18 protein-coding genes and 1 pseudogene are annotated in these 24,543 nt (G+C 72.1%); 16 read left to right on the top strand and 3 right to left on the bottom strand.

Translation table 11 applies throughout. The features are described from left to right. Positions 1-110: 110 nt before the first annotated feature. From ABZX90_RS32215 to ABZX90_RS32170, 10 genes and pseudogenes are all read left to right on the top strand, one after another. Positions 111-1,292, top strand: coding sequence for an ROK family glucokinase (locus tag ABZX90_RS32215; protein ID WP_351134823.1), 1,182 nt, complete (start codon positions 111-113; stop codon positions 1,290-1,292). Then, positions 1,289-1,870, top strand: a complete 582-nt coding sequence (locus ABZX90_RS32210) for a sugar kinase (protein ID WP_351134825.1) — start codon at positions 1,289-1,291, stop codon at positions 1,868-1,870. Before ABZX90_RS32215 ends, ABZX90_RS32210 begins: the two co-directional genes overlap by 4 nt. A 127-nt stretch (positions 1,871-1,997) precedes the next feature. Further along, entirely contained in the window at positions 1,998-4,991 is a 2,994-nt protein-coding gene (locus ABZX90_RS32205; protein ID WP_355210853.1) for an SNF2-related protein, read from the top strand. A 287-nt stretch (positions 4,992-5,278) separates the two neighbouring features. Beyond that, on the top strand, positions 5,279-7,309 hold the full coding sequence (locus ABZX90_RS32200; RefSeq protein WP_355210785.1) for an SWIM zinc finger family protein: 2,031 nt from the start codon (positions 5,279-5,281) through the stop codon (positions 7,307-7,309). Between the two features lie 155 nt (positions 7,310-7,464). After that, positions 7,465-8,760: a 4-carboxymuconolactone decarboxylase gene (gene pcaC / locus ABZX90_RS32195; protein WP_355210782.1), complete on the top strand. Its 1,296-nt coding sequence runs from the start codon at positions 7,465-7,467 to the stop codon at positions 8,758-8,760. 58 nt (positions 8,761-8,818) lie between these two features. Continuing rightward, positions 8,819-9,454 carry an MBL fold metallo-hydrolase gene (locus tag ABZX90_RS32190; RefSeq protein WP_351134831.1) on the top strand — a complete coding sequence of 212 codons (636 nt, stop codon included), beginning with the start codon at positions 8,819-8,821 and terminating at the stop codon, positions 9,452-9,454. A 100-nt stretch (positions 9,455-9,554) separates the two neighbouring features. Continuing rightward, positions 9,555-10,334 carry an exodeoxyribonuclease III gene (locus ABZX90_RS32185; RefSeq protein WP_355210778.1) on the top strand — a complete coding sequence of 260 codons (780 nt, stop codon included), beginning with the start codon at positions 9,555-9,557 and terminating at the stop codon, positions 10,332-10,334. 472 nt (positions 10,335-10,806) lie between these two features. Next, entirely contained in the window at positions 10,807-11,247 is a 441-nt protein-coding gene (locus ABZX90_RS32180) for a DUF6278 family protein (protein WP_351125921.1), read from the top strand. A 213-nt stretch (positions 11,248-11,460) separates the two neighbouring features. Next, positions 11,461-12,204, top strand: a complete 744-nt coding sequence (locus ABZX90_RS32175) for an amino acid ABC transporter ATP-binding protein (RefSeq protein ID WP_355210850.1) — start codon at positions 11,461-11,463, stop codon at positions 12,202-12,204. Between the two features lie 281 nt (positions 12,205-12,485). Continuing rightward, positions 12,486-12,815, top strand: a pseudogene (locus ABZX90_RS32170) (amino acid ABC transporter permease); the annotation flags it as partial. Between the two features lie 48 nt (positions 12,816-12,863). Here ABZX90_RS32170 and ABZX90_RS32165 read toward each other — a convergent pair. Together ABZX90_RS32165 and ABZX90_RS32160 are read right to left on the bottom strand one after the other, a co-directional pair. Further along, a complete protein-coding gene (locus ABZX90_RS32165; protein ID WP_351125917.1) occupies positions 12,864-14,438 on the bottom strand; it encodes a CocE/NonD family hydrolase in 1,575 nt (524 codons plus the stop codon). 201 nt (positions 14,439-14,639) lie between these two features. Next, on the bottom strand, positions 14,640-15,440 hold the full coding sequence (locus tag ABZX90_RS32160; RefSeq protein WP_351125916.1) for a hypothetical protein: 801 nt from the start codon (positions 15,438-15,440) through the stop codon (positions 14,640-14,642). Positions 15,441-15,543: 103 nt separating this feature from the next. Here ABZX90_RS32160 and ggt point away from each other — a divergent pair, with 103 nt between their 5' ends. Then, a complete protein-coding gene (ggt, locus tag ABZX90_RS32155) occupies positions 15,544-17,361 on the top strand; it encodes a gamma-glutamyltransferase (protein WP_355210773.1) in 1,818 nt (605 codons plus the stop codon). Positions 17,362-17,423: 62 nt separating this feature from the next. Here ggt and map read toward each other — a convergent pair whose 3' ends face one another. After that, entirely contained in the window at positions 17,424-18,191 is a 768-nt protein-coding gene (gene map, locus ABZX90_RS32150; RefSeq protein ID WP_351125912.1) for a type I methionyl aminopeptidase, read from the bottom strand. A 32-nt stretch (positions 18,192-18,223) separates the two neighbouring features. Here map and ABZX90_RS32145 point away from each other — a divergent pair, with 32 nt between their 5' ends. The 5 genes from ABZX90_RS32145 (at position 18,224) to ABZX90_RS32125 (ending at position 24,459) form a co-directional block, all read left to right on the top strand. Next, positions 18,224-18,478 carry a helix-turn-helix transcriptional regulator gene (locus tag ABZX90_RS32145; protein ID WP_355210769.1) on the top strand — a complete coding sequence of 85 codons (255 nt, stop codon included), beginning with the start codon at positions 18,224-18,226 and terminating at the stop codon, positions 18,476-18,478. Between the two features lie 266 nt (positions 18,479-18,744). Continuing rightward, positions 18,745-19,680, top strand: coding sequence for an HAD family hydrolase (locus ABZX90_RS32140; protein ID WP_355210766.1), 936 nt, complete (start codon positions 18,745-18,747; stop codon positions 19,678-19,680). Between the two features lie 472 nt (positions 19,681-20,152). Continuing rightward, on the top strand, positions 20,153-22,072 hold the full coding sequence (locus tag ABZX90_RS32135; protein ID WP_355210763.1) for a hypothetical protein: 1,920 nt from the start codon (positions 20,153-20,155) through the stop codon (positions 22,070-22,072). 264 nt (positions 22,073-22,336) lie between these two features. After that, positions 22,337-23,179 (top strand): nitrilase-related carbon-nitrogen hydrolase, encoded by an 843-nt coding sequence (locus ABZX90_RS32130; protein ID WP_351125905.1) that lies wholly within the window; start codon positions 22,337-22,339, stop codon positions 23,177-23,179. Then, positions 23,176-24,459: an aspartate aminotransferase family protein gene (locus ABZX90_RS32125; RefSeq protein WP_351125903.1), complete on the top strand. Its 1,284-nt coding sequence runs from the start codon at positions 23,176-23,178 to the stop codon at positions 24,457-24,459. Before ABZX90_RS32130 ends, ABZX90_RS32125 begins: the two co-directional genes overlap by 4 nt. Positions 24,460-24,543 lie beyond the last annotated feature (84 nt).

Genomic DNA, 24,543 nt, shown 5'->3' with positions numbered 1-24,543 from the left:
CGAACGGCTCCGCCGACCGGCCGGGAGCGGCCACGGGCGGCCCACGGGTCACGCGCGTCCCAGCGCTTCCACGGTGCGACCCTGGTGCGCGGTAGGGCAGAATCGGCCCGATGAGCACCTACCGCGACGCGCTGCCCCGAGCTCTCGGCTCCGCTCGAGCAGGGGGCACCCCCATCGGCTCCGCGCGGGCCACCGTCCTGCGGACCGTGGGCACACGCGAGCGCCGTTCCCACCTGACGGCACCCCGCGTCCCCACCGTCGGCATCGACATCGGCGGCACGAAGGTGATGGCGGGCGTCGTGGACGCCGACGGCAACATCCTGGAGAAGGTCCGCGCCGAGACGCCGGACAAGTCCAAGAGCCCCAAGGTCGTCGAGGACACCATCGTCGAACTGGTGCTGGACCTCTCCGACCGGCACGACGTGCACGCCGTCGGCATCGGCGCGGCCGGCTGGGTCGACGCCGAGCGCAACCGCATCCTGTTCGCCCCCCACCTGTCCTGGCGCAACGAGCCGCTGCGCGACCGCCTCGCGGGGCGGCTCGCCGTGCCCGTGCTGGTCGACAACGACGCCAACGCCGCCGCCTGGGCCGAGTGGCGCTTCGGCGCTGGGCGCGGCGAGGACCACCTCGTGATGATCACGCTCGGTACCGGCATCGGCGGCGCGATCCTGGAGGACGGCCAGGTCAAGCGCGGCAAGTTCGGTGTCGCCGGCGAGTTCGGCCATATGCAGGTCGTGCCCGGCGGCCACCGCTGCCCGTGCGGCAACCGCGGCTGCTGGGAGCAGTACAGCTCCGGCAACGCGCTGGTCCGCGAGGCCCGCGAGCTCGCCGCCGCCGACTCCCCGGTGGCGTACGGGATCATCGAGCACGTCAAGGGCAACATCGCGGACATCACCGGCCCGATGATCACCGAGCTGGCCCGCGAGGGCGACGCCATGTGCATCGAACTCCTGCAGGACATCGGCCAGTGGCTCGGCGTCGGCATCGCCAACCTGGCCGCCGCCCTCGACCCCTCCTGCTTCGTCATCGGCGGCGGCGTCAGCGCCGCCGACGACCTGCTGATCGGCCCCGCGCGCGACGCCTTCCGCCGGCACCTCACCGGCCGCGGCTACCGCCCCGAGGCACGGATCGCGCGCGCCCAGCTCGGCCCCGAGGCCGGCATGGTCGGCGCCGCCGACCTCGCGCGCCTCGTCGCCCGACGCTTCCGTCGCGCCAAGCGGCGCCGTGTGGAGCGGTACGAGCGCTACGAACGTTACGCCGAGTCCCGTCGCACCACCCAGGAGTCGCTGTGACGGCCTCGCTGCCACGCCAGGCGTCGCCCCCGGACGAGCCGCAGCGGCCGCCCGAGGACCCGCGCCACAAGTTCCGCCGCCGCGCCCTGACGCTGCTGATCATCGTGCTGCTCATCGGCGTTCCGGCCGGTTACCTGGTGATCTCCGCCAACCAGAGCCGCAACAGCGGCAAGGACAAGGAGGAGAAGTACTCGGCGACCGGCCTCACCTCGGGCTGGCCCTCGCGCGTGCAGCGCCGCCTCTACCAGGTGCCCATCCCCGGCTATTCCACCGACGTCGCGTACTACGAGACGAACAACTGGAAGACCAGCCGGCTGTACGTCCAGTTCGGCACCACCGAGGCCGGCCTCGACCAGTTCCTCAAGGGCGTCGGCACCACCCGCGACGCCCTGAAGAAGGACGACATCACCATCAGCGACCGCAACCAGAAGGTCGTCGGCTGGGAGTTCACGGGACCCGGCCCCTGGTGGGGGCTGGTCCACAAACAGAAGGACCCCTCGCCCACCCAGGACATCGTCGTGAACGGCTCCGAGCCCGGACACCCCATGGTGTACGTCGTCTCCCGCACCATCCCCTAGCCCGGCCCGCCCCCGACGGCCCGCGCCCCCCGCGTGGGGCCTGGGAGCCGGTTGTCAGACCCCGCCCGTAGAGTCGAAGACAACTGATTCGACTGATTCGACCGAGGGGCGGGAGGTGACCGGGCGTATGCGGGACGGGGTGGACGCGGTGGCCGAGCGGCTGCCTTCCGCGGGGGCGCCCCCGGCACGGGTGCGTTCCGTGTCCGCGGCCGATCCCTCGGCCCGAGAGTTCTCCGCGCAGCCGCTTCCCGGCCGGCCGCCCTCCGTGCGGCTCGCCGCCGTCTTCCTCCCGGCGCCACTGCCCCGCGAGGGACGGATCGCCTTCTGGGACCCGGACGGCGACCTCCTGCCCGCCGAGGAGCGGGAGGAGAGCCCGCCGACGGCGCAGCACCCCGAAGGCGCGCCCTCGGCCGCACCCCGCGCAGGCGTGTCCGTGCGGGAGCACACCGAGCTGACGGTCGTGCGGCCGCACGGCTCAGGAGTCCGCAGGGGCACCGTGCCCGCGCTGACCCTCTCCGTCGGCGAGGCCCTGCCCCTGCTCGCGGGGGCCCGCCGTGACCCCGCCGCGCATCCCGCCACCGCCTGCTGGGGCGCCGCCGCGCTGCACGCGCTTCGCCTCGTCGCGCGCGGGCGACTGCTGCCCGGGCTCACCCCCGACGGCTTCGACTCCTGGCGCGCGGGCCCGCTGGACCAGGACGACATCGCCCACCTGAGGTCGGTCGCCGCGGCCCTCCCGTACGAAGGACACGCCGTACCGCTGCCCGGCAAGGGGCCGATCCGGCTGCCCGAGCCGGAAGCGCTGATGCGGTCCTTCCTGGACGCGGTCGCCGACACACTGCCGCGTACCCCGGCCGCGCCCTACACCTCCGGCAAACCCTTCGCGGCGCGTGAGCCGCAGCGGCTGACCGGTGCCCACGACTGGGCCGCCGAGGTCGCCGCGGGCATGGACGCGGGTGTACGGATCTCGCTGCGCCTGGACCTGTCCGCCCACCAGCTCTTCGACGACGGCGAAGGAGCGCGCCGCGCGGGCGCCGCCGTAGTCCAGGTGCACAGCCTCGCCGACCCCACGCTCGTCACCGACGCGGCCGCCCTGTGGGCGGGGGACGCCGACGCGGTCTTCGGCCCCCGCGCGCGCGTCGACGCCGCCCTCGCCGTCCGCCGCGCCGCCCGGGTCTGGCCGCCCCTGGACCGCCTGTCCGAACAGGACGTGCCCGATGTGCTCGCCCTCTCCGAGGAGGAGCTGTCCGATCTGCTCGGGGTCGCGGCCACCCGGCTCGGCGCGGCCGGTGTCGCCGTGCACTGGCCCCGGGACCTGGCTCACGACCTCAGCGCCGCCGCGGTGGTGCGCCCGGCGCCCGGGTCGGCGACGGACGGGACCGGATTCTTCGAGAGTGAGGAACTCCTCCAGTTCCGCTGGCAGTTGGCCCTCGGCGGAGATCCGCTCAGTGAGGCCGAGATGGACGCCCTGGCCGAGGCCCACCGGCCGGTCGTCCGGCTGCGCGACCAGTGGGTGCTGGTCGACCCGGCGCTCGTCCGCAAGGCCCGCAAGCGCGAACTGGGCCTGCTCGACCCCGTCGACGCCCTCTCCGTCGCGCTCACCGGAACCGCCGAGGTCGACGGCGAGACCGTCGAGGCGGTGCCGGTCGGCGCGCTGGCCACGCTGCGCGACCGTCTCACGGCGGGCGTGACACCCGTCGAGCCGCCGCCCGGCCTGGACGCCCGCCTGCGGGACTACCAGCTCCGCGGCCTCGCCTGGCTCGACCTCATGACCTCCCTCGGTCTCGGCGGTTGCCTCGCCGACGACATGGGGCTCGGCAAGACCGTCACGCTCATCGCGCTCCACCTGCGCCGGGCCCGCAGCGAACCGACCCTGGTGATCTGCCCCGCGTCGCTCCTCGGCAACTGGCAGCGGGAGATCACCCGTTTCGCGCCCGGCGTCCCCGTGCGCCGCTTCCACGGCCCCGACCGCACCCTCGACGGTCTCGACGGCGGCTTCGTCCTCACCACCTACGGCACGATGCGGTCCGCCGCCGCCCACCTCGCCGACCAGCCCTGGGGCATGGTCGTCGCCGACGAGGCGCAGCACGTCAAGAACCCCTACTCGGCGACGGCGAAGGCCCTGCGGACGATCCCGGCCCCCGCGCGCGTCGCACTCACCGGCACCCCCGTGGAGAACAACCTCTCCGAACTGTGGGCGCTGCTGGACTGGACGACCCCCGGGCTGCTCGGCCCCCTCAAGTCCTTCCGCGCCCGGCACGCGCGCGCTGTCGAGAACGGCGAGGACGAGGAGGCCGTGGCCCGACTGGCCCGGCTGATCCGCCCGTTCCTGCTCCGCCGCAAGAAGTCCGACCCCGGAATCGTCCCCGAGCTCCCGCCCAAGACGGAGACGGACCACCCCGTTCCGCTGACCCGCGAACAGGCGTCTCTCTACGAGGCCGTGGTCCGCGAATCCCTGCTCGCGATCGAGACCACCGACGGCATCGCCCGAAGGGGACTGGTCCTCAAGCTCCTGACCTCCCTCAAGCAGATCTGCAACCATCCAGCCCTGTTCTTGAAGGAGGACGCGCAGGCCGCCGCGCACGGGCCCTCCGCCCGCTCCGGCAAACTGGCCCTGCTCGACGAGCTGTTGGACACCCTGCTCGCCGAGGACGGCTCCGCACTGGTCTTCACGCAGTACGTGGGCATGGCCCGCCTCATCACGGCACACCTGACCGCCCGCGCCGTCCCGGTGGAGCTCCTGCACGGTGGCACACCGGTCCCCGAGCGCGAACACATGGTGGACCGCTTCCAGAGCGGGGCGACCCCGGTCCTGGTGCTGTCCCTCAAAGCCGCCGGCACCGGCCTCAACCTCACCCGCGCGGGCCATGTCGTCCACTTCGACCGCTGGTGGAACCCCGCGGTCGAGGAGCAGGCCACCGACCGCGCCTACCGCATCGGCCAGACCCAGCCCGTCCAGGTGCACCGCCTAATCACCGAGGGCACGGTGGAGGACCGCATCGCCGAGATGCTCGAAGCGAAGCGGGCCCTCGCCGACGCGATCCTCGGCTCCGGCGAGGCGTCCCTGACGGAGCTGACCGACCGCGAGCTGTCGGACCTCGTGTCGCTGCGGAGGCCGACGTGAGCGGGACCGAGGGGGAGGAGCGCCGCGTGGCGGAACCCGGGGTCGGCGAACCGGCCGAAGGCTCCGATCGGCCTCGCCCCGCGACCGGAGACCGCCCCGCCGACGAGGCCCGACGGGCGTTGCGCGCAGCGCGGGCGGCGGCGGCGGCCGACGAGCATTCGGGCCCGAATGCGGGTGCGGATGCGCATGCGGTTGCGGGTGCTGAGCGGGAGGCGGCGACCGGTAAGTCGTCCGCGTCGTCCGCGTCGTCCACGCCGTCGACTTCGTCCACGCCGTCCCCTTCGTCCATGGCGCCCGAGGTGCCCGAGGTGCCGCCAAGGGCGGCCGCCCCGGGAGCGAGGCCGAGTGACGTGGCCCGCGAGGCCCTGCGTTGGGCGACCGCGGAGGCGAAGGAGCCTGCCGCGACCGGCCGTTCCGGTGAGGAGACCACAGTAGGCGCACGTCCTGGTGACATCGCCCGCGAGGCGTTGCGCGCCGCGCGGGACGAGGCGAGGCGGCTTCGGACCGAGGGGACGGACGGCAGCGGGGAGCGGACAACAGAGGCTGAGGGCAAGGGAATTGGCCCGGGGCGCCGGTCCGCGAGGACGTCACCTGCGGGCTCCCGGGGACGGCGGAGTCCCGCGCACCCTGTGAAGACGGATCAGGCATCCCGGGAGCGCGACCTGCGCGATCTGCTCGCGGGTGCTTTCCAGTTGCCTCCCGACGTGGCCGCCATCACCGGCCACCCGACGCATCCGGCCGACGACACCGGCGAGACGACGCGCGACCGGGACCACGGCCGACCCGCGGAACCCGCGCCCCCCGCGCACCCGGCGCACCCCGTGTCCGAGGAGGAGGCACCGGCGGACACCGAGCCCTTCACCCCCGGCTCTCCCGACCCCGTGCCCCTCACCGCCGAACCCTTCGCTGAGCCCTTTGAGCCCTTTGAGGCCCTCAGCCCTGGGACCCTCCACCCGGAGTCCCGCGCCCGCCACGCGCCGACCGACGCCCACAACCCGTTCGAGCCCGCCGGCAGACCGGCCACCGCCCTCCCCGCCGAGCGGCTCCCTCGCTCCATGGCATCCCCCGGCCGTGACGGTGAGTTGCGCCGTACGTTCCCCGCCTTTTCCGCGCGGGTACCAGGAGCAGGCGCGTTCGCGGAGACGTGGTGGGGGAATGCGTGGGTCACGGCGTTGGAGGAGGGGGCGCTGGACGCGGCGCGGCTGGCGCGCGGGCGGACGTATGCGGGGCAGGGGTACGTCGACGCCATCACCGTCACTCCGGGTCTGGTGCTCGCGTATGTGCACGGAAGCCGGCCGCGGCCGTACCGCGTCCAGGTCAGGGTGCGGACGCTGGCCGATGACGACTGGGACCGCTTTCTCGACGCCGCGGCCGAGCGGCCCGGACACATCGCCGCGCTGCTCGACAAGGAGATGCCCAAGTCGCTCGCCGACTGCGGCGTCGAACTGCTCCCGGGCCCCGGTGAACTCGAACCGCACTGCAGCTGCCCCGACTTCGGGCACCCCTGCAAGCACGCGGCCGCGCTCTGCTATCAGATGGCGCGTCTGCTGGACCAGGACCCGTTCGTCCTGCTCCTGTTGCGCGGCCGTGGCGAACGCGAGCTGCTCGACGCGCTGTCCCGGCGCAACGCCGCCCGCGCGGCCCGCGCCGCCCAGGAGAGGGAACCCGCACCGCTGCCCGGAGTACGCGCCCGCGACGCCCTCGCGCGACGCGTGCTGCCACCCCTCCCCGCTCCGCTGCCGCCGCCCGCGCATCCCGAACAGCCGCCTACCTACCCGGGCGCGCCGGGCGGCCCGGACCCGTTCGCGCTGGACCAGTTGGCCACGGATGCCGCCGCCCGTGCGCACATACTGCTGACCGCGGGCCGCGACCCGGTCGCGGACCTGACGCTCTGGCAGGACGCGGTGCGTATCGCCGCGGCCCGCCCCGGCTCGGGTCTCACGGCCGCCACCCGCGCGCTCTACTCCTCGCTCGCCTCCGCGACCGGCCGGACCCCGGCCGATCTGGCGCGGGCGGTCGCGGCCTGGCGGCAGGGCGGGTTCGAGGCGCTCAGCGTGCTCGAAGAGACGTGGGACCCTCCGGCGGGGCGGTTCGACCGGGCCCGGCCGCTGCTGCTGGCCGCCGACTTCCCGGCGTTCCGCCCGTGGCGCAACCACCTCACCCACCCCCGCGGTCACGCCCAGCTCCGCCTCGGCCGCAACGGCTTGTGGTACGCCTACGAGTCCGAGCCGGGGCACGACGACTGGTGGCCCCGGGGCACTCCCGACCTCGACCCGGTCGGCGCCCTGACGGGCCTCGGCGCGCCGGGCGAGTTCTGACGCGGACCGGACTCCCGGGCCGTGCCGAGCCGACCCGTCGGACCCGCCCCGCGTGGTCCGAACAAGGCTTGGACATATGTGGCGGACCCGTGTGGGCGCGGTGGACGAACGGGCCCCATTTCCGCCCGGACAGGCGCAGAAGTTAGCGTGGGACGGTGAGTGAGACGAAGACCCCTGCCCTCCAGTACCGCCTCGACGGCCCGGAAGATGCCCCGGTCCTCATACTCGGCCCCTCGCTCGGCACCACCTGGCACATGTGGGACAGGCAGGTCCCGGAGCTCGCGAAGAGCTGGCGGGTCTTCCGTTTCGACCTGCCGGGACATGGCGGAGCGCCCGCCTATCCGGCCGGATCGGTGGCCGAACTCGCGGGGCGGCTGCTCGCCACGCTCGACCAACTCGGTATCCAGCGCTTCGGCTACGCGGGCTGCGCGTTCGGCGGGGCTCTCGGTATCGAGCTGGCGCTGCGCAGCCCGGAGAGGGTCGCCTCCCTCGCGCTGATCGCCGCCTCGCCCCGCTTCGGTACGGCCGACGAGTTCCGGCAGCGCGGAGTGATCGTGAGGACGAACGGGCTCGACCCGATCGCCCGCACCTCGCCCGAGCGCTGGTTCACGAGCGGCTTCGCCGCGGCCCAGCCCGCGATCACCGAGTGGGCCGTGCAGATGGTGCGCACCACCGACCCCGGCTGCTACATCGCGGCCTGCGAGGCGCTCGCCGCCTTCGACGTGCGGGCGGAACTGGGCATGGTCGGTGTGCCCACGCTCGTCCTGGCCGGCTCCGACGACCAGGTCACCGGGCCGGCGGAGGCGCGCACGCTGGTCGCCGGGATACCGGACGCCCGCCTCGCGGTCGTGCCCGGTGCCTCCCACCTGGTTCCCGTGGAGCAGCCCGCCGCCGTCACGGATCTGCTCGTACGGCACTTCTCCGGCGCCTGGCAGCCCGCGTTCGACTCGTCCACCGGCCAGATGGCGATCCAGTCCGCGCCGGTGCACGTCGTGCAGGCCGCCCCGCCGCCGGTCGGCCCCTTCGCCGAGATCGCCCCGGCCGCCGTACCGCCCGAGATCATGGGGCGGCCGGACCCCTACGACGCCGGGATCAAGGTGCGCCGCGAGGTGCTGGGGGACGCGCACGTCGACCGGGCGCTGGCCTCGGCGGACGAGTTCTCCGGGGATTTCCAGGAGTTCATCACGCGGTACGCGTGGGGCGAGATCTGGGACCGGCCCGGGCTCGACCGGCGCTCGCGCAGCTGTGTCACGCTCACCGCCCTGGTCGCGGGCGGCCACCTCGACGAGCTGGCCTTCCACACCCGCGCCGCCCTGCGCAACGGTCTCACCCCGGTGGAGATCAAGGAAGTGCTGCTCCAGACGGCCGTCTACTGCGGTGTACCGGCCGCGAACAGTGCGTTCAAGGTGGCGCAGCAGGTCATCCGGGAGGAGACGACCCCGGAGGAGTGAGCGGGCGGAGACATCCGCGGTCCTGCGCCCCGCGCGGCTGCGGGGGCACGATGGACTCATGAAACTCACGAAGAAGTCGCATGCCTGCGTCCGTCTCGAAAAGGACGGGCGGACGCTCGTCATCGATCCCGGCGGTTTCAGCGAGGAGGACGCCGCCCTGGGCGCGGACGTCCTCCTCGTCACGCACGAGCACCCCGACCACTTCGACGAGGGACGGCTGCGGGCGGCCATGGAGGCCGATCCGGCGGCCGAGATCTGGACGCTCCGGTCGGTGGCGGAGAAGATCTCCGCCGCCTTCCCCGGCCGGGTGCACACCGTCGGCCACGGCGACACGTTCACGGCCGCGGGCTTCGACGTCCAGGTGCACGGCGAACTGCACGCCGTGATCCACCCGGACATCCCGCGCATCACCAACGTCGGCTATCTCGTCGACGGTGGCCGCGTCTTCCACCCCGGCGACGCCCTCACCGTCCCGGACCGGCCGGTCGAGACGCTGATGCTCCCGGTGATGGCCCCGTGGAACAAGATCTCCGAGGTCATCGAGTACGTCCGCGAGGTCAAGCCGCAGCGCGCGTACGACATCCACGACGCCCTGCTCACGGACCTCGCCCGGCCGATCTACGACCGCCAGATCGGCGCCCTCGGTGGCTCCGAACACCTGCGGCTCACCCCGGGGGCGTCGGCGGAGGTCTGAGCCGCCCATGAGGGGACCCGTGGTGCTCCCGCGCTGTCCTCACGGCGCCCGGGTGTCGCCGGCGGACCCGTTGTCGTACCCGCCCGGTAGGTTGTGAGGCATGCGCATCGCCACCTGGAACGTGAACTCGATCACCGCCCGTCTGCCGAGGCTGCTGGCCTGGCTGGAGAGCAGCGGCACGGACGTGCTGTGCCTCCAGGAGGCCAAGGTCGCCGCCGAGCAGTTCCCGACCGAGCCGTTGCGCGAGCTGGGCTACGAGGCGGCGGTACACGCCACGGGGCGGTGGAACGGCGTGGCGGTGATCTCCCGAGTCGGCCTGGAGGACGTGGTCAAGGGCCTGCCCGGTGACCCCGGGTACGAAGGTGCGGAGGAGCCCCGGGCGGTCTCCGCGACCTGCGGGCCGGTCCGCGTCTGGTCGGTGTACGTACCGAACGGCCGCGAGGTGGGGCACGCCCACTACGCCTACAAACTCCAGTGGTTCGAGGCCCTGCGTGCCGCGGTCGCGGGCGACGCGGCGGGCAGCCGGCCGTTCGCGGTGCTGGGCGACTACAACGTGGCGCCGACGGACGACGACGTCTACGACGTGGCCGCGTTCGAGGGCCTGACCCATGTCACACCGGCCGAGCGCGCCGCCCTGGCCGCCCTGCGCGAGACGGGCCTGACGGACGTGGTCCCGCGTCCCCTCAAGTACGAGCACCCGTTCACGTACTGGGACTACCGCCAGCTCCGCTTCCCGAAGAACCGCGGGATGCGCATCGACCTCGTCTACGGCAACGAAGCTTTCTCGACGGCGGTCAAGGACGCGTACGTCGACCGCGAGGAGCGCAAGGGCAAGGGCGCCTCGGACCACGCACCGGTCGTCGTGGACCTCGACGTCTAGGACCTGTCCGCTCGCAGCGCCCCGTGGCCGGGCGACGTCCGGAAGGACGTCGCCCGGCCACACTGCGTGCCGGGTCCCCCGGGCCACCCGAGATCCGCAGGGCGGCCCTGTCGCCGAGCCGAGTGGATCGGAGTCGATCCGCTCGGTACCGCCGCCGTGCCCGAAACCACGGGCACACCCGGTACCCGCCGGGCGGCCATGGAGTCCGCCGCGGACCTCTTCGCCGAACTCGGCGACCGTGCCCCCTCGTTGACCCGATTGCGCGTCGACGCCGGGTCTGATCCTGCGGCCTCGATCGGATACGGCAAGGGTGAGGCCCGTCCGGCCGGGGAAGGCGTCCGGCGAGGTCGGGGAGGTGGTTCGAGCGGCATCGGGATTCGCCTGATTCCGTGATCAACTGCCGCAAGATACATTCTTGTCAAATGCCGGGAACGCGGAGCTTCGGCGATCGCACCCGACGGAGAGGCCGGTCATGAACATCCCCTTCTTGGACAAGTGGCTCAAGCGGCATCCGGTACGGCGGGACCGGGCCCTCGCCGCCGCCTTCGAGGACGATCCGGCAGGCGTCGCCGAGTTGCTCTCGGAATGCGAACTGCTCCGCTCGCACGCCGCGGCTGTCGGCCTCGAACTGGACGACACTCCGGCCTCGTTGGCGGCGCTCGACCAGCTCCTGCCGCTGTGGCGCGAAGACCCCGAGGCGCTGCCCTGGCTCGGCAACGACGCCGGCCTCTACCTCGGTACGGTCGTGGTGCGCACGGTGCCGGGCGCCGCCTGGCATGTCTGGCCCGGTGGCAGTCCGGCGGTCCGGCTCGCCTCGGGCCGCGAGATCCAGGTCGTCGAGGCCGGACTCGACTGGGCCGTGCAGGGTGTCCCCGAGCTGTCCCAGATGTACGCCGAAGCATCGGAGGCCTAGGGAGCCGGCGCCGTCGCCGACCACGTACCGATGGCCACGGCGTGGGCGCGATCATGGCGGTCCCGGTATGCAAGAGGTCGCCGGAGTGTCGTGATGTGCTCGTCATGCAGCCTCAAATACGGTTAATTACCCTGCGTGCGTGTCGCCCCTTTCGTGCCGATTTGCGTCGATAGTTTGCGCTGACCGACACAGCCGAGAGTGGGCAGGACCGGGATGGCCGTCGATCCGTTGATCGAGCTGCACGACGTGAACAAGTATTTCGGGGAGCTGCATGTTCTGCAGGACATCAACCTCACCGTCGGCAAGGGGGAGGTGGTCGTGATCATCGGCCCTTCGGGGTCCGGTAAATCGACGTTGTGCAGGACGATCAACCGGCTGGAGACCATCGAGTCGGGGACGATCAAGCTCGACGGGCAGTTGCTCCCTGACGAGGGAAGGTCCCTCACGCGGCTCCGAGCCGAAGTGGGGATGGTCTTCCAGTCATTCAACCTCTTCGCGCACAAGACGGTGCTGCAGAACGTCTCGCTCGGCCAGACGAAGGTCCGCGGTCGCAAGAAGCCGGAGGCCGACAGGCGCTCGCGCGAACTCCTGGACCGCGTGGGCCTCGCCTCACAGGCACCCAAGTACCCCGCCCAGCTCTCGGGCGGACAGCAGCAGCGTGTGGCCATCGCCCGCGCGCTCGCCATGGACCCCAAAGCGATGCTGTTCGACGAACCGACTTCGGCCCTCGACCCCGAGATGATCAACGAAGTCCTGGAGGTGATGCAGCAACTCGCGCGCGACGGCATGACCATGCTCGTCGTCACGCACGAGATGGGCTTCGCGCGCTCCGCCGCCAACCGCGTCGTCTTCATGTCGGACGGTCGCATCATCGAGGATCGCACCCCGGAGGAGTTCTTCATCAACCCGCGCAGCGACCGTGCCAAGGATTTTCTCTCCAAGATCCTCAAGCACTGACCGGGGGAGCACAGCGCATGATCCGTACCTCACGTGTGCCCGCCCGCCCGCGAGCGCTCACCGCGCCGCCCGCCGCGACCACCGCGTGCGGCGCACCGGACCGCCCGCCCGTCCGGGGACCTGTCGAACAGATCCCCAACTGCCGAGTGGAGCACAGGATTCAGCACCTGGACTCACCTGCCCGGAGGCGGGCGTGGAGACGCGAACGCCTCACCGCCGGGAGCAAGAAGGCCCGGCCGTACGGCATCCGCGTCCCGCGTGGGGGCAACGTGCCGGGCCCCGCCGTCCAGTCGCTGCCGCCGGGGCTCGTACTGGTGCTGATCCTCCTGGCATGCGAGGCGCGGCGACTGCCCGCGCCCTTCACCCACGAAGAGTTCCTTCCCACCGGGAAGCTGATCGTGTCGAACCTCGACTACGATTTGCCGTTCATCCCCGTGGTGACGGTGATCTTGCCGATCTGCATCGGGATGTGCGTGCTGTTCTCCTGGGTCGCCCCGTGGGCGTCCCGGTGGGAGCGGCGCAGTCCCGAGACCGAGGCCGTGGACGTGGCTCCGGCCGCACCAGGGACGCTGCTGCCGGGTGGGGTTCCCCCCACAGCCCCGACACTGTAGGGGGAGCAGCAGCTCACAGGGCCAGGCCCGGCCGGCGCCAGCCGGAGATCACTGCTCGCGCAGGGGCACCGACACATAGGACGGGTCGTGCTCCGGCGAGGAGAAGGTCAGCTGCGCGCCGGACGGGTTGTGCTCGATGTAGAGCGGGTCGACCGTGTCGACGACCAGGGCGAGACGATGCCCTGCCGGGACGTCGTAGGCCGTGGAGAACAAGTCCAGGTCCACAGCGAACGGCTTGCCGGGCGTCTGCCCGTGGAAGGTGTACGGCGCGTTGCTGACCAGCTTGCCGAGGCCGAGCGGGCCCACGTCGTAGAGGTAGGCGACGAGGGTGCCGCTCTCCTTGGTGCCGGTGACCGTGGTGTGCAGCCTGGCGGTGCCGCGCACGTGCTGGGCGCTCGGGTACTGCTCCGACTGCCACACGGCCGCCCACCAGCGCGGCAGCAGCGGGATCGAGGCCATCGGCGGAATCCGGGTGAGCTGGTCGAGAATGCTGGACAGGAAGATGACCCCGCCGTCCGCGCCCGAGTCGACGTTCGTGTGGATCCTGGTGGTGCCCCCGAGAGCGATCTTCCTCGTCGTCGCGCCGACCGACTTCCAGTCCGGGTAGCCCTCGTAGCCGCCCGTGGAACGGGATGTGAGCTGGACCGGCTGTTCACGGTCGATGCCGTTGTCCTCGCCCGCCAGATAGTGGTCGAACCAGCGGCCGGTGTCGGTCCATACGTCGTTGGGAAGCCCGAACAGGCCGGTCAGTTCGGCGGTGGCGTGGTCGCCGGGGCGGAACTCCAGCCGCTTGGGCCCGGTCAGCTTCTCGTAGAACGTGGCGTACTGGTTGGGTGAGAACACCGTGTCGCCCCAGGCGTTGGCCATGAAGACGGCGGCGCCGTTCTTGTTGAGCTGATCGACATACGTCTCGGGGGAACGTTTCTTCCCCCAGTCGATCAGATCCTGCTCCTTCGAGAGGTTCGAGGCGAAGAAGTCCTTGAACACCTGCTGGGTCTCGGCGCCGGGACGGCCGGTGATATGTCCGACGCCGTCCAGCAGGGCGGCCGCCTGGACGTGCTCGGTGCGGCCGGAGTAGATCGAATCGGTCAGGTCCGCCCAGCCGCTCAGCGCCGCGACCGCCTTGATGCGCTTGTCGTGCGCGGCGGCGAGGAGGCTGATCCCGGCGCCGTAGGAGACGCCCGCCACGCCGACCTTGCGGGGATCGGCCGGGGTGTTGGCGAGCGCCCAGTCGATCACCTTGGACACGTCGGCCGTGTCGCGTGGTCCGGCGACCTCGATCTCCCCGCCCGACTGCCAGAAGCCGCGGACGTTGTAACCGACCACCACGTAGCCGGAGTTCGCGAGCTTCTGGGCCTGTGCGAGGTACTCGACCTGCGGCAGGCCCCAGCTCGTGGGCAGCACGATGAGCGGGTAGGCGCGGGTGCCGTCGCTTTCCGCGGGGGTGACGACGTTGGCCTTGAGGGTCGTGCCTCCGTCTCCGGAGATGTCGACGAAGCGGACGCCGCTCGTGCCGCCGGCGGCCTGGGCGGCGGGGGCGAGGCCCAGGCCCGCGGCGGCGATCAGTGTCGCGGAGACGGCACCGACGGCCGATGTGCGCAGGGGATTGCGACCGTTTCCCAACGGGTCACTCCTCACTCGGTCAGTGCAAAGTGACCCGACGGTAACCTCAGTGACTTACCTTAAGTAACCCGTCGGTAAGTTACGTGCGGGTAACGATTGTTGAAGTGTTCATATCCGCTGGCTGGGACGCCGTCGGCCTGTGCCCGCGGACAGCGGGAAAACTTCGGTGCCGTGCTGGCCCGGCCATCTGTGCGACACGCGTCATGTGCGCCGACGGGGCCGAGGTGTGGTCGCCTTCGCGGGGGGCTCCGCGTCCGGTTCGGGGTCCGGCACCGTCAGGGTCGGCAGCGGGGTCTGGGCGGCGCGGGTGATGTCCGCGACGACTTCGACGACATCGGGGCCGTACGCCTGCGAGTTCACGACCTTCAGGAGCAGGGCGAAACTGCTGCCGCCGTGCTTGCGGGCGAGCCGCGCGTGGTTGCGGGCGAGATAGCGGGTCGCCGCCTGGTTGGTGATCGCGCGCTGGCCGCAGAAGAGGAAGACCGGTCTCACGTCTCGGCTCTGGCCCGCGGTGAGCCGGGCGAGGATCACGTACTCGGCCTTGCCCGATTCCATGCGGTAGCGCTCGCTGCCGATCTGGAAGGCGCCCCGGTCGGGCCCCGGTTCGGAGTCGACGTTGACGCGTATGCCGGGCAGCAGGGAGTGCAGATGCGCGGCCATCCGCCGGTTCGACGCCGGACCGCCCACACAGAACTCCGTCCGCTCCCCGAAGCCCTGCTGCGTCGCGTCGTGCGCTATGACCTGGGCGTGCGCACCGCAGTCCTTGATCAACGCGGACAGTTCGAGGAGCGCGAACACGTCGTGGCGCATCACCGTGAGCTCGGGGCCACCCGCCTCGCGGTTCACCACCAGCAGGGACTCGGAGTTGTCGGGCAGTCCGAAGAACGCCTGCTTGCGACGGAGCTTGCGCCTCCACAGATAGGTACGGGCGAGCCAGCCGAGCGCGGCACTGATGCCGGCCGCCAGGACGCCGAGGACGATGTTGCGGACGTCGTCAGTCATGGGCGCGCATGCTAGCGGGCTCACGAAACGACGTTCGAGGGGGCCTGACGCGCGCATGGCGGTGAAGTTACGCTGCGCAGACACCTGTTGACTGGAGGTACGGATGCGTCGCCCTCTTGCGCGGAATCTGACGGTCCTGGCGGTTTCGGCCGCGACGGTGTTGGTCGGTGCGGCGGCGCCACCCGGGGCACCGGCCGCGGGCGCGGCCGCGAGAACGCCCGCCGCCAAGGTGCCCGTCGCGGTCGGCTCCGGAGGCGCCGTGGCGAGCGTCGACGCGGACGCCTCCGCCGCCGGCATCGAGGTGCTGAGGAAGGGCGGCAACGCCGTCGACGCCGCCGTCGCCACCGCGGCGGCCCTCGGCGTCACCGAGCCCTACTCGTCCGGCATCGGCGGGGGCGGCTACTTCGTCTACTACGACGCCAAGTCCCGTACGGTGCACACGATCGACGGGCGCGAGACGGCACCCCTGACCGCCGACTCCGGTCTCTTCCTGGAGAACGGCAAGCCGCTCGCCTTCGCGGACGCGGTCACCAGCGGGCTGGGCGTGGGCACACCGGGCACACCCGCCACCTGGCAGAGGGCCCTGGACGAGTGGGGCAGCGAGCGTCTGGGCAGTGTCCTGAAGCCGGCCGAGCGCATCGCCCGGGCCGGGTTCACGGTCGACGCGACCTTCCGTTCGCAGACGGAGTCGAACCAGGCCCGCTTCAAGAACTTCCCCGACACCGCGAAGCTCTTCCTTCCGGGCGGCTCGCTGCCGGTCGTCGGATCGAGCTTCAAGAACACCGATCTGGCTCGCACGTACGAAGAGTTGGGAAGGAAGGGGACGGACGCGATCTACGACGGCGACCTTGGCCCGGAGATCGTCGACACCGTCAACAAGCCGCCCGTGGACCCGGCGTCCGGCTACAACGCCCGCCCCGGCAAGTTGTCCCTGAACGACCTGGCGGCGTACAGGGCGAAGCGTCAGGCGCCCACCAAGGTCTCGTACCGCGGCCTGAAGGTCTACTCGATCGCACCCTCCTCCTCCGGCGGCACCACCGTCGGAGAAGCGCTCAACATCCTGGAGAAGACGGACCTTTCGAAGGCGAGCGAGGCGCAGTACCTGCACCACTACATCGAGGCGAGCCGGATCGCGTTCGCGGACCGGGGCCGCTGGGTGGGCGACCCGGCCTTCGAGGACGTACCCGCCAAGGGCCTGCTCTCACAGAAGTACGCGGACGCGCGGGCCTGCCTCGTCAAGGACGACGCCGTGCTGACGAGCCCGCTCGCGCCGGGCGACCCGAGCCGTCCCGCCGCCTGCGCCACCGCCGGGATCGCCGCCCCGACGACGTACGAGGGTGAGAACACGACCCATCTGACGGTGGCCGACAAGTGGGGCAACGTCGTCGCCTACACGCTGACCATCGAACAGACCGGCGGCAGCGGCATCACCGTCCCGGGGCGCGGCTTCCTCCTCAACAACGAACTGACGGACTTCTCCTTCGCGCCGGCCAACCCGGCCGTGCACGACCCCAACCTGCCGGGACCCGGCAAGCGCCCGCGCTCGTCGATCTCGCCGACCATCGTGCTCGACCGGCACGACCGGCCCGTCGTGGCGCTCGGTTCGCCGGGCGGCGCGAGCATCATCACGACCGTTCTGCAGACCCTGACCGAGTTCGTCGACCGCGGTCTCCCGCTGGTCGACGCCATCGCCACACCACGCGCCAGCCAGCGCAACGCCGCCCAGACGGAGCTCGAACCCGGCCTGTACGACAGCCCGTTGAAGGCGCAGCTCGAAGCCATCGGCCACTCCTTCAAGGCGAACCCGGAGATCGGAGCGGCAACGGGCGTCCAGCGCCTGTCGAACGGCACGTGGCTGGCCGCGGCCGAGAAGGTACGGCGGGGCGGAGGATCGGCGATGGTGGTGCGGCCCACGCCGTAGCGGTCGTGCCGCGGGGAGGCGGGAAGGTCCCCTCGCCCCGCGGCGGCCGATGCCCCGAGCGGTCAGCGTGCCGTCAGGATGCGGGGCCCCGCATCCGTGATGGCCACCGTGTGCTCCGCGTGGGCCGCTCGGGAGCCGTCGTCGGTGCGCAGCGTCCAGCCGTCGCGGGCCGCGTGGTAGCCGTCCGTGCCGCCGCCGATGAGCATGGGCTCGATGGCGAGGACCATGCCGTGCCGCAGGGGCAGTCCGCGGCCCGGGCGGCCCTCGTTCGGGACGGCCGGGTCCTCGTGCATCCGGCGGCCCACGCCGTGCCCGCCGAAGCCGTCCGGGATTCCGTACCCCGCCGCGCGGCAGACCGTGCCGACGGCGTGCGCGATGTCCCCGATGCGGTTGCCGACGACGGCAGCCTCGATACCGGCGGCGAGGGCGCGCTCGGCGGTCTCCACGAGCCGCACATCGGCGGCGCGCGGCTCGCCGACGATGAAGCTGATCGCCGAGTCGCCCACCCAGCCGCCCAGTTCGGCGCCGAAGTCGATGGAGACCAGGTCACCGTCGCGCAGTCGAAGGCCCGTCGGGATGCCGTGCACGATCGCCTCGTTCACGGAGGCGCAGATGACCGCGGGGAAGGGCGTGGGCGCGAAGGAGGGGTGATAGCCGAGGAAGGGTGAACTCGCGCCCGCCTCGCGCAGGACCTGGTGTGCCACCTCGTCCAGCTCCAGGAGGGAGACGCCGACGTCGGCCGCCTCCCGCACCGCCGTGAGAGCCCTGCCCACGACCTGGCCGGCCGTGTACATCTCGTCGATCGATGTGTCCGTCTTCAGTTCCACCATTCCAATTACTATACCGGTATTAGAATGGGGTCATGGTGCGAACCCCCCTGACCCCCGAAGAGCGCGAACGCGGCGAGCGTCTCGGGCGATTGCTGCGCGAGGCCCGCGGCGGCCGCAGCATGGCGGACATCGCGGGGGTGGCCGGGATCTCCGCGGAGACCCTCCGCAAGATCGAGACCGGGCGGGCGCCCACGCCCGCCTTCTTCACGGTCGCGGCGCTGGCGCGGGCCCTCGGGCTCTCGATGGACGACCTCGTCGTGCGATGCGAGTTCGTGCCGGTGGTCTGACGGCCGGTGCCCACGCCGCCGGTACCGGCCCGATGGCCCGGCGGAGTGCCCGGAGTGGCCTCCGCGTGCCGTCCGCGCGTCGCGCCGACCGGCGGCGGTACCGCCTCGCGCCGTGTGGGGCGGTACCGCGTTGCCCTCGTCGTTCCCGTCGTCCCCGTCGGCTGCTCGTCGTGTGTCTGAGGTCGTAGGCCGGGCGCGATCGCGGAATTGTTGAATTCATGGAATAACCCCTTGTCGTCTACGCGCGTAGTCATTAGCCTCCGGCCATGTCGAACACCAACGCCCGCTCCGGCGTGGCGACTTCGCAGGAGCCGCCGCTCGGCGCGGCGCAGCCAGCCACCGGTCCGGAGCCCGCGACCGGGCGCGGACGCCGCACGCGCACGGTCGTGCGTCTCGTCTGCACCGACCTCGACGGCACCCTGCTCGACTCGGCCGGCGCCATCCGCGAGCGCACCCTGAGCACGCTCGCGGAGGCGGGGCGGGCCGGCCTCGCGGTGGTAGGGGTGACCGGACGGCCCGTCCGGGACACCCTGGACCTGACCCGGCGCTACGGGCTCACCGGGCCCGTGGTGTGCAGCAACGGCGCCGTCACCGTCGACGTCGCGTCGGGGCGGTTGCTGGACTGCCGGGGGTTCGGCCCCGGCGACGCGGCGGAGATCCTGCGCGCGGTGCGGGAGGCGATGCCCGGGGTCGCGGTGGGCGTCGACTCCGTGTCCGGACTCCGTCTGGAGGAGGCCTTCGCGCGACTGGTGCCGAACCCCTGGTTCCACCTGCCCCTGGAGGACGTGTCCGCACCGGTGGAGGGAGATCCGGTGGTCAAGATCCTCGCCGCGCACCCGATGCTGCTCGTCGACGAACTCGCCACCGTGCTCGCCACTGTCGTCGGCGACCGCGCGGTGATCACCAGGTCCACCGGCGACTTCCTCGAACTGTCCGCCCCCGGCGTCGACAAGGGGGAGGCGCTGCGCCTGCTCGCCGAGCGGCGTGGACTCCCCTTGGAACACACCGCCGCCGTGGGCGACATGCCCAACGACATTCCGATGCTGCGCCTGGCCGGGCTCGCCGCCGCCGTCGCCAACGCCCACGAGGACACCCTGCGAGCCGCCGACATCGTGCTGCCCAGCAACGACGACGAAGGCGTCGCCGCCCTGATCCGGCTCGTCCTGCCCCGCACGGCGGCGGGGGAGGCCTGCCGCATCTGAGAGTGCCTCAAGGCCCGCCGTTCCCGGGCGAGTTCGGGCCGCGGCGCCCACGCGCGTGGGCGCGGCCCCTGCGCGCGGGCTGCCGGAAGGCCCGATGGGCGACCCTGCCCGGCGGGTCGCGCGACCCATGTGCGCGGGGGTTGCCGACCCGCAGGCGGTGAACGCGCGCGGGTGCCTGCGCGTGTGTCGGCTTTCGTGTGGGCAGGGCGCGGGCCTTCATGTCTGCGGCGCGCGGCCTGTCGCGTGTGCCGGGAGTCGGGCCTTCGCGCCGGGCGTGGTAGGTCGCCTTTCAACAAGCAGATGGGGGAGGGGAGTAGGGTCCCTGGCATTCGGCGCGCCCGAACGGGAGCACGCCGATGTGTCCATCCCTGAGGGCTCCGCGTCAGCGCCGAAAACTCCCTGTAGCCGATCCGTAACACGGCTGGTGTTTTCTATCGGACCGGAGGACTCATATCGGGCGGGGAGTTGGGTGATGGCGGTAGAACAACTCCCGGGACAGGTACTGGAGTTCGCCAGGTATCTGAACGGGCTGATGGGACGACTCGACCAGAGCGGCGGCTGGTGCGGAGTCTTCTGGCAACGAGACCCCGACGGCATGCGGGCCTGCCTCGACGGCTGGGAGGTGCCGCCCTGGGACGTCGTGGAGGCCATCCTCCAGGACGTCGTCGCGGAATACGGGGAGCGCGCCGCCGCTCAGGAGGCGCAACGGGCCCGCGCCCTGCACGACGCCTCACTGGCCGCGTACGACGCCCGACCGGGCGGCCGGGACGCCCTCGGTGACCGACTCGACGTCATGCTCCGCGAGCAGCGGTACGCCGCCGAACGCCAGGCCGAACTGAGCAGGCTGCTCCCCTCGGCGGCCTCCCGGGAAGAGGCCGAGGCGATCCGCCTGGACCTCGCCTGGGCGCACGACGATCACGAACGCGCCACCGCCCGCTGCACCGAACTGCGCCACCGCATGGACAACGTCGACCGTCGCGCCCCGCGCACCCGCGCGCAGGGCGCGCTGAGTTTCCCGGCCCCTGCCCCCGGGGACGGCGTATGGCCCCGGCAGCCGGAGAGCTGGGCGGACCCGTACGGAACGCGAGGGGCCCCGAGCGGCCCCGACGCGGGCGCTCCAGGCATGCACTCCGGCGCGCGAGCGGGCGTGAACGACACCGGCGCAAGCTACCCGGAGCGCCCCCCGGACCCCGGCCCCGGCCCCCACCCGACGGTCCCTGAACAGGCGGGGCCCCGGTCCCCGCTGGCGGACCACGCCCCGGGCGCCGAGCGGGCGTACACCCAAGCCGCCGCGCCCGCCCCGGTGGGCGACTGGACCCCGCCGCGCCCCGGCGCATACGCCCCGGCCGAGCGACCCGCCCCGAGCTCCGGCGCCGCCGCGCACGCCCCGTACGCCGACCCGCATGCCCCGTACGCCGGGCGCGAAGGGCCGTACGCCGGGCAGGACGGCAGGGGGACCGGGCGGGGCGGCGCAGGATCCGGGAGTGACGTCGGGGACGGCGGGCGTGACAGCGGGAGCGCGCCCCGGGTCCCGCAACAGCAAGGGGGCGCGAGCGACCCGACCCCACGCCGTGACGACGCCTACGCGCCCGCTGACCACGCCGACCACGCCCGCCCCACCTCCGAGCGAACCGCGCCCGCCGCGCCTCCCGCCCCGAAGCAACGCTCCAAGCGCCGCCCCCGGGGCAGCGCACGCTTCGCCGGGATGACGGAGCCGGACACGGCACCCACGGTCCTGCCCGAGGCGGCACCGATGCCGCCCGCCCCGGCCGCGCCCGGCAGACGAACACCGCGCGGCGCACGCTTCGCCGGGGCCGCCGAAGAACCCGTGCGCCCGCGGACGGTGACGGAGCCACCGGACGAGGACACGCGACGGCTCACCGCGGACACCGTCGGGACCCTCACCCGACTGCGGAGCGAGGGCCGCAGCGGCGAGGCGCACGCCCTGCTCGTCGAAGCGGCGTACTGGCCCCCCGCACGCTTCCCGCTGCTCGCCGCCGAACTGCACCGCGCCGGCCTCGACGCCGACTGGGCCACCCTGCTGTGGGAGGCGGCCTCGCTGCCCGCGGACCGGCTGGTCGCCGCCGCCGACGCGCTCACTGCCGCCGGCCGCACCGCCGACGGCCGGCAGATGCTGCGCCAGGGTGTCACCCGGCCCTCGTCCGAGATCGGGGCCGCCGTACTCGACCTCGCCGACAAGGGCCGCCTGCGCGAGGCCGGCGCGCTCCTCGACGCGTACGTCCGCATGCGCTCCCCGGAGGAGGCCGCCCGCAGCGCCGAAGCGGACCCCCAGCGCCTCGTACCGCTCCTCCTGGAGGCGGCCCGGAGCGTGTCCGACGAATGCCACTGGGACCTGGTCCACGCCCTGCGTGTGGCCGGCCTCACGGCGTGACCGCTCGCCCCGGAAGGCGGCCACGCCACCCGCCCACCCGCTAGGGCGGGCGGGTGGCGCCGGGGAGCGCACCGTCCCCCGATCGGCCGCACCGCCCGGGTCCACCGGCCACGTCACTCACCCGTGGGGGTCAGAAACGTGATCGACTCAGCGGGTTAACGACGATGGTCTTGGCAAGGCTGTCCGGGGGGCTTACTTTCGAGCCTCTACAGCCTTTGTCTACGGGCGTAGAGGCTCTCTGACGTCCCGTCGAAGGAGCAGCTCATGGCCAACGTCGTACGTGCCGCCCTGGTCCAGGCCACCTGGACCGGTGACACCGCATCCATGGTCGCCAAGCACGAGGAACACGCCCGCGAGGCGGCCCGGCAGGGTGCCAAGGTCATCGGATTCCAGGAAGTCTTCAACGCCCCCTACTTCTGCCAGGTCCAGGAGCCCGAGCACTACAGCTGGGCGGAACCGGTCCCCGACGGGCCCACCGTCACCCGTATGCGGGAGCTCGCGCGCGAGACCGGCATGGTGATCGTCGTACCTGTGTTCGAGGTCGAGCAGTCCGGCTTCTACTTCAACACCGCGGCCGTGATCGACGCCGACGGCACCTACCTCGGCAAGTACCGCAAGCACCACATCCCGCAGGTGAAGGGCTTCTGGGAGAAGTACTACTTCAAGCCCGGCAACCTCGGCTGGCCCGTCTTCGACACGGCCGTCGGCCGGATCGGCGTCTACATCTGCTACGACCGCCACTTCCCCGAAGGCTGGCGGCAGCTCGGCCTGAACGGCGCCCAGCTCGTCTACAACCCCTCCGCCACCTCCCGCGGCCTCTCCGCCCATCTCTGGCAGCTGGAGCAGCCCGCCGCGGCCGTCGCCAACGAGTACTTCATCGCCGCGATCAACCGGGTCGGGCAGGAGGAGTACGGCGACAACGACTTCTACGGAACCTCGTACTTCGTCGACCCGCGCGGACAGTTCGTCGGCGAGAGGGCGAGCGACAAGGCCGAGGAACTCATCGTCCGCGACCTGGACTTCGACCTCATCGAGGAAGTACGCCAACAGTGGGCGTTCTACCGCGACCGGCGCCCCGACGCCTACGAAGGGCTGGTGCAGCCATGACCGACCTGTACACCCGCCACCAGGCCGTCCTGCCCGACTGGCTCGCCCTCTACTACGAGGACCCGATCGAGATCACCCACGGCGAGGGCCGCCACGTCTGGGACGCCGACGGCAACAAGTACCTGGACTTCTTCGGCGGCATCCTCACCACGATGACCGCACACGCCCTGCCCGAGGTGACGAAGGCGGTCAGCGAGCAGGCCGGCCGGATCATCCACACCTCGACGCTCTACCTCAACCGGCCGATGGTCGAACTGGCCGAACGCATCGCCCAGTTGTCCGGCATCCCCGACGCCCGCGTCTTCTTCACCACCTCCGGCACCGAGGCCAACGACACCGCCCTGATGCTCGCCACCGCCCACCGGCAGAGCAACCAGATCCTGGCCATGCGCAACAGCTACCACGGCCGTTCCTTCAGCGCGGTCGGGATCACCGGCAACAAGGGATGGTCCCCGACCTCCCTGTCACCGCTCCAGACGCTGTACGTGCACGGCGGAGTTCGCACCCGCGGCCCCTACGCCGACCTGGGCGACGCCGAGTTCATCGCCGCCTGTGTCGAGGACCTCAAGGACCTGCTCGGCCACGGACGCCCGCCCGCCGCACTGATCGCCGAACCCGTCCAGGGAGTCGGCGGCTTCACCGCACCGCCCGACGGCCTGTACGCGGCCTTCCGAGAAGTCCTCCAGCAGCACGGCGTCCTCTGGATCGCCGACGAGGTGCAGACGGGCTGGGGACGCACCGGCGAGCACTTCTGGGGCTGGCAGGCCCACGCCGCCTCCGGCCCTCCCGACATACTCACCTTCGCCAAGGGCATCGGCAACGGCATGTCCATCGGCGGCGTCGTCGCCCGCGCCGAGATCATGAACTGCCTCGACTCCAACTCCATCTCGACCTTCGGCGGTTCACCGGTCACGATGGCGGCGGGTCTCGCGAACCTCACCTACCTCCTCGAACACGACCTCCAGGGCAACGCCCGGCGCGTCGGCGGCCTGCTCATCGAACGGCTACGCGCGGTCACCGCGCAGTTCGACGGCGTACGCGAGGTACGCGGACGCGGACTGATGATCGGCATCGAGCTGGTCCAGCCCGGCACCGACCGGGCGAACCCCGAAGCAGCCGCGGCCGTACTCGAAGCGGCCCGCGAGGAAGGCCTGTTGATCGGCAAGGGCGGCGGACACAACACCAGCGTGCTGCGGATCGCACCGCCGCTCTCCCTCACCGTCGCGGAGGCGGAGGAGGGCGCGGCGATCCTGGAACGCGCCCTGAGGCGGGCCCAGTAACGGATCGCGAGCAAGGGCGAGCGAGCCGAAGGGGAGCGCGGTGTCGAAGACCCCGGTGTGCGAGGCCCGAAGGGCTGGATACGC

This window comes from Streptomyces sp. NPDC002935 (assembly GCF_040611295.1).
Classification (GTDB): domain Bacteria; phylum Actinomycetota; class Actinomycetes; order Streptomycetales; family Streptomycetaceae; genus Streptomyces.
This window is presented reverse-complemented; position numbering and strand designations above follow the sequence as displayed.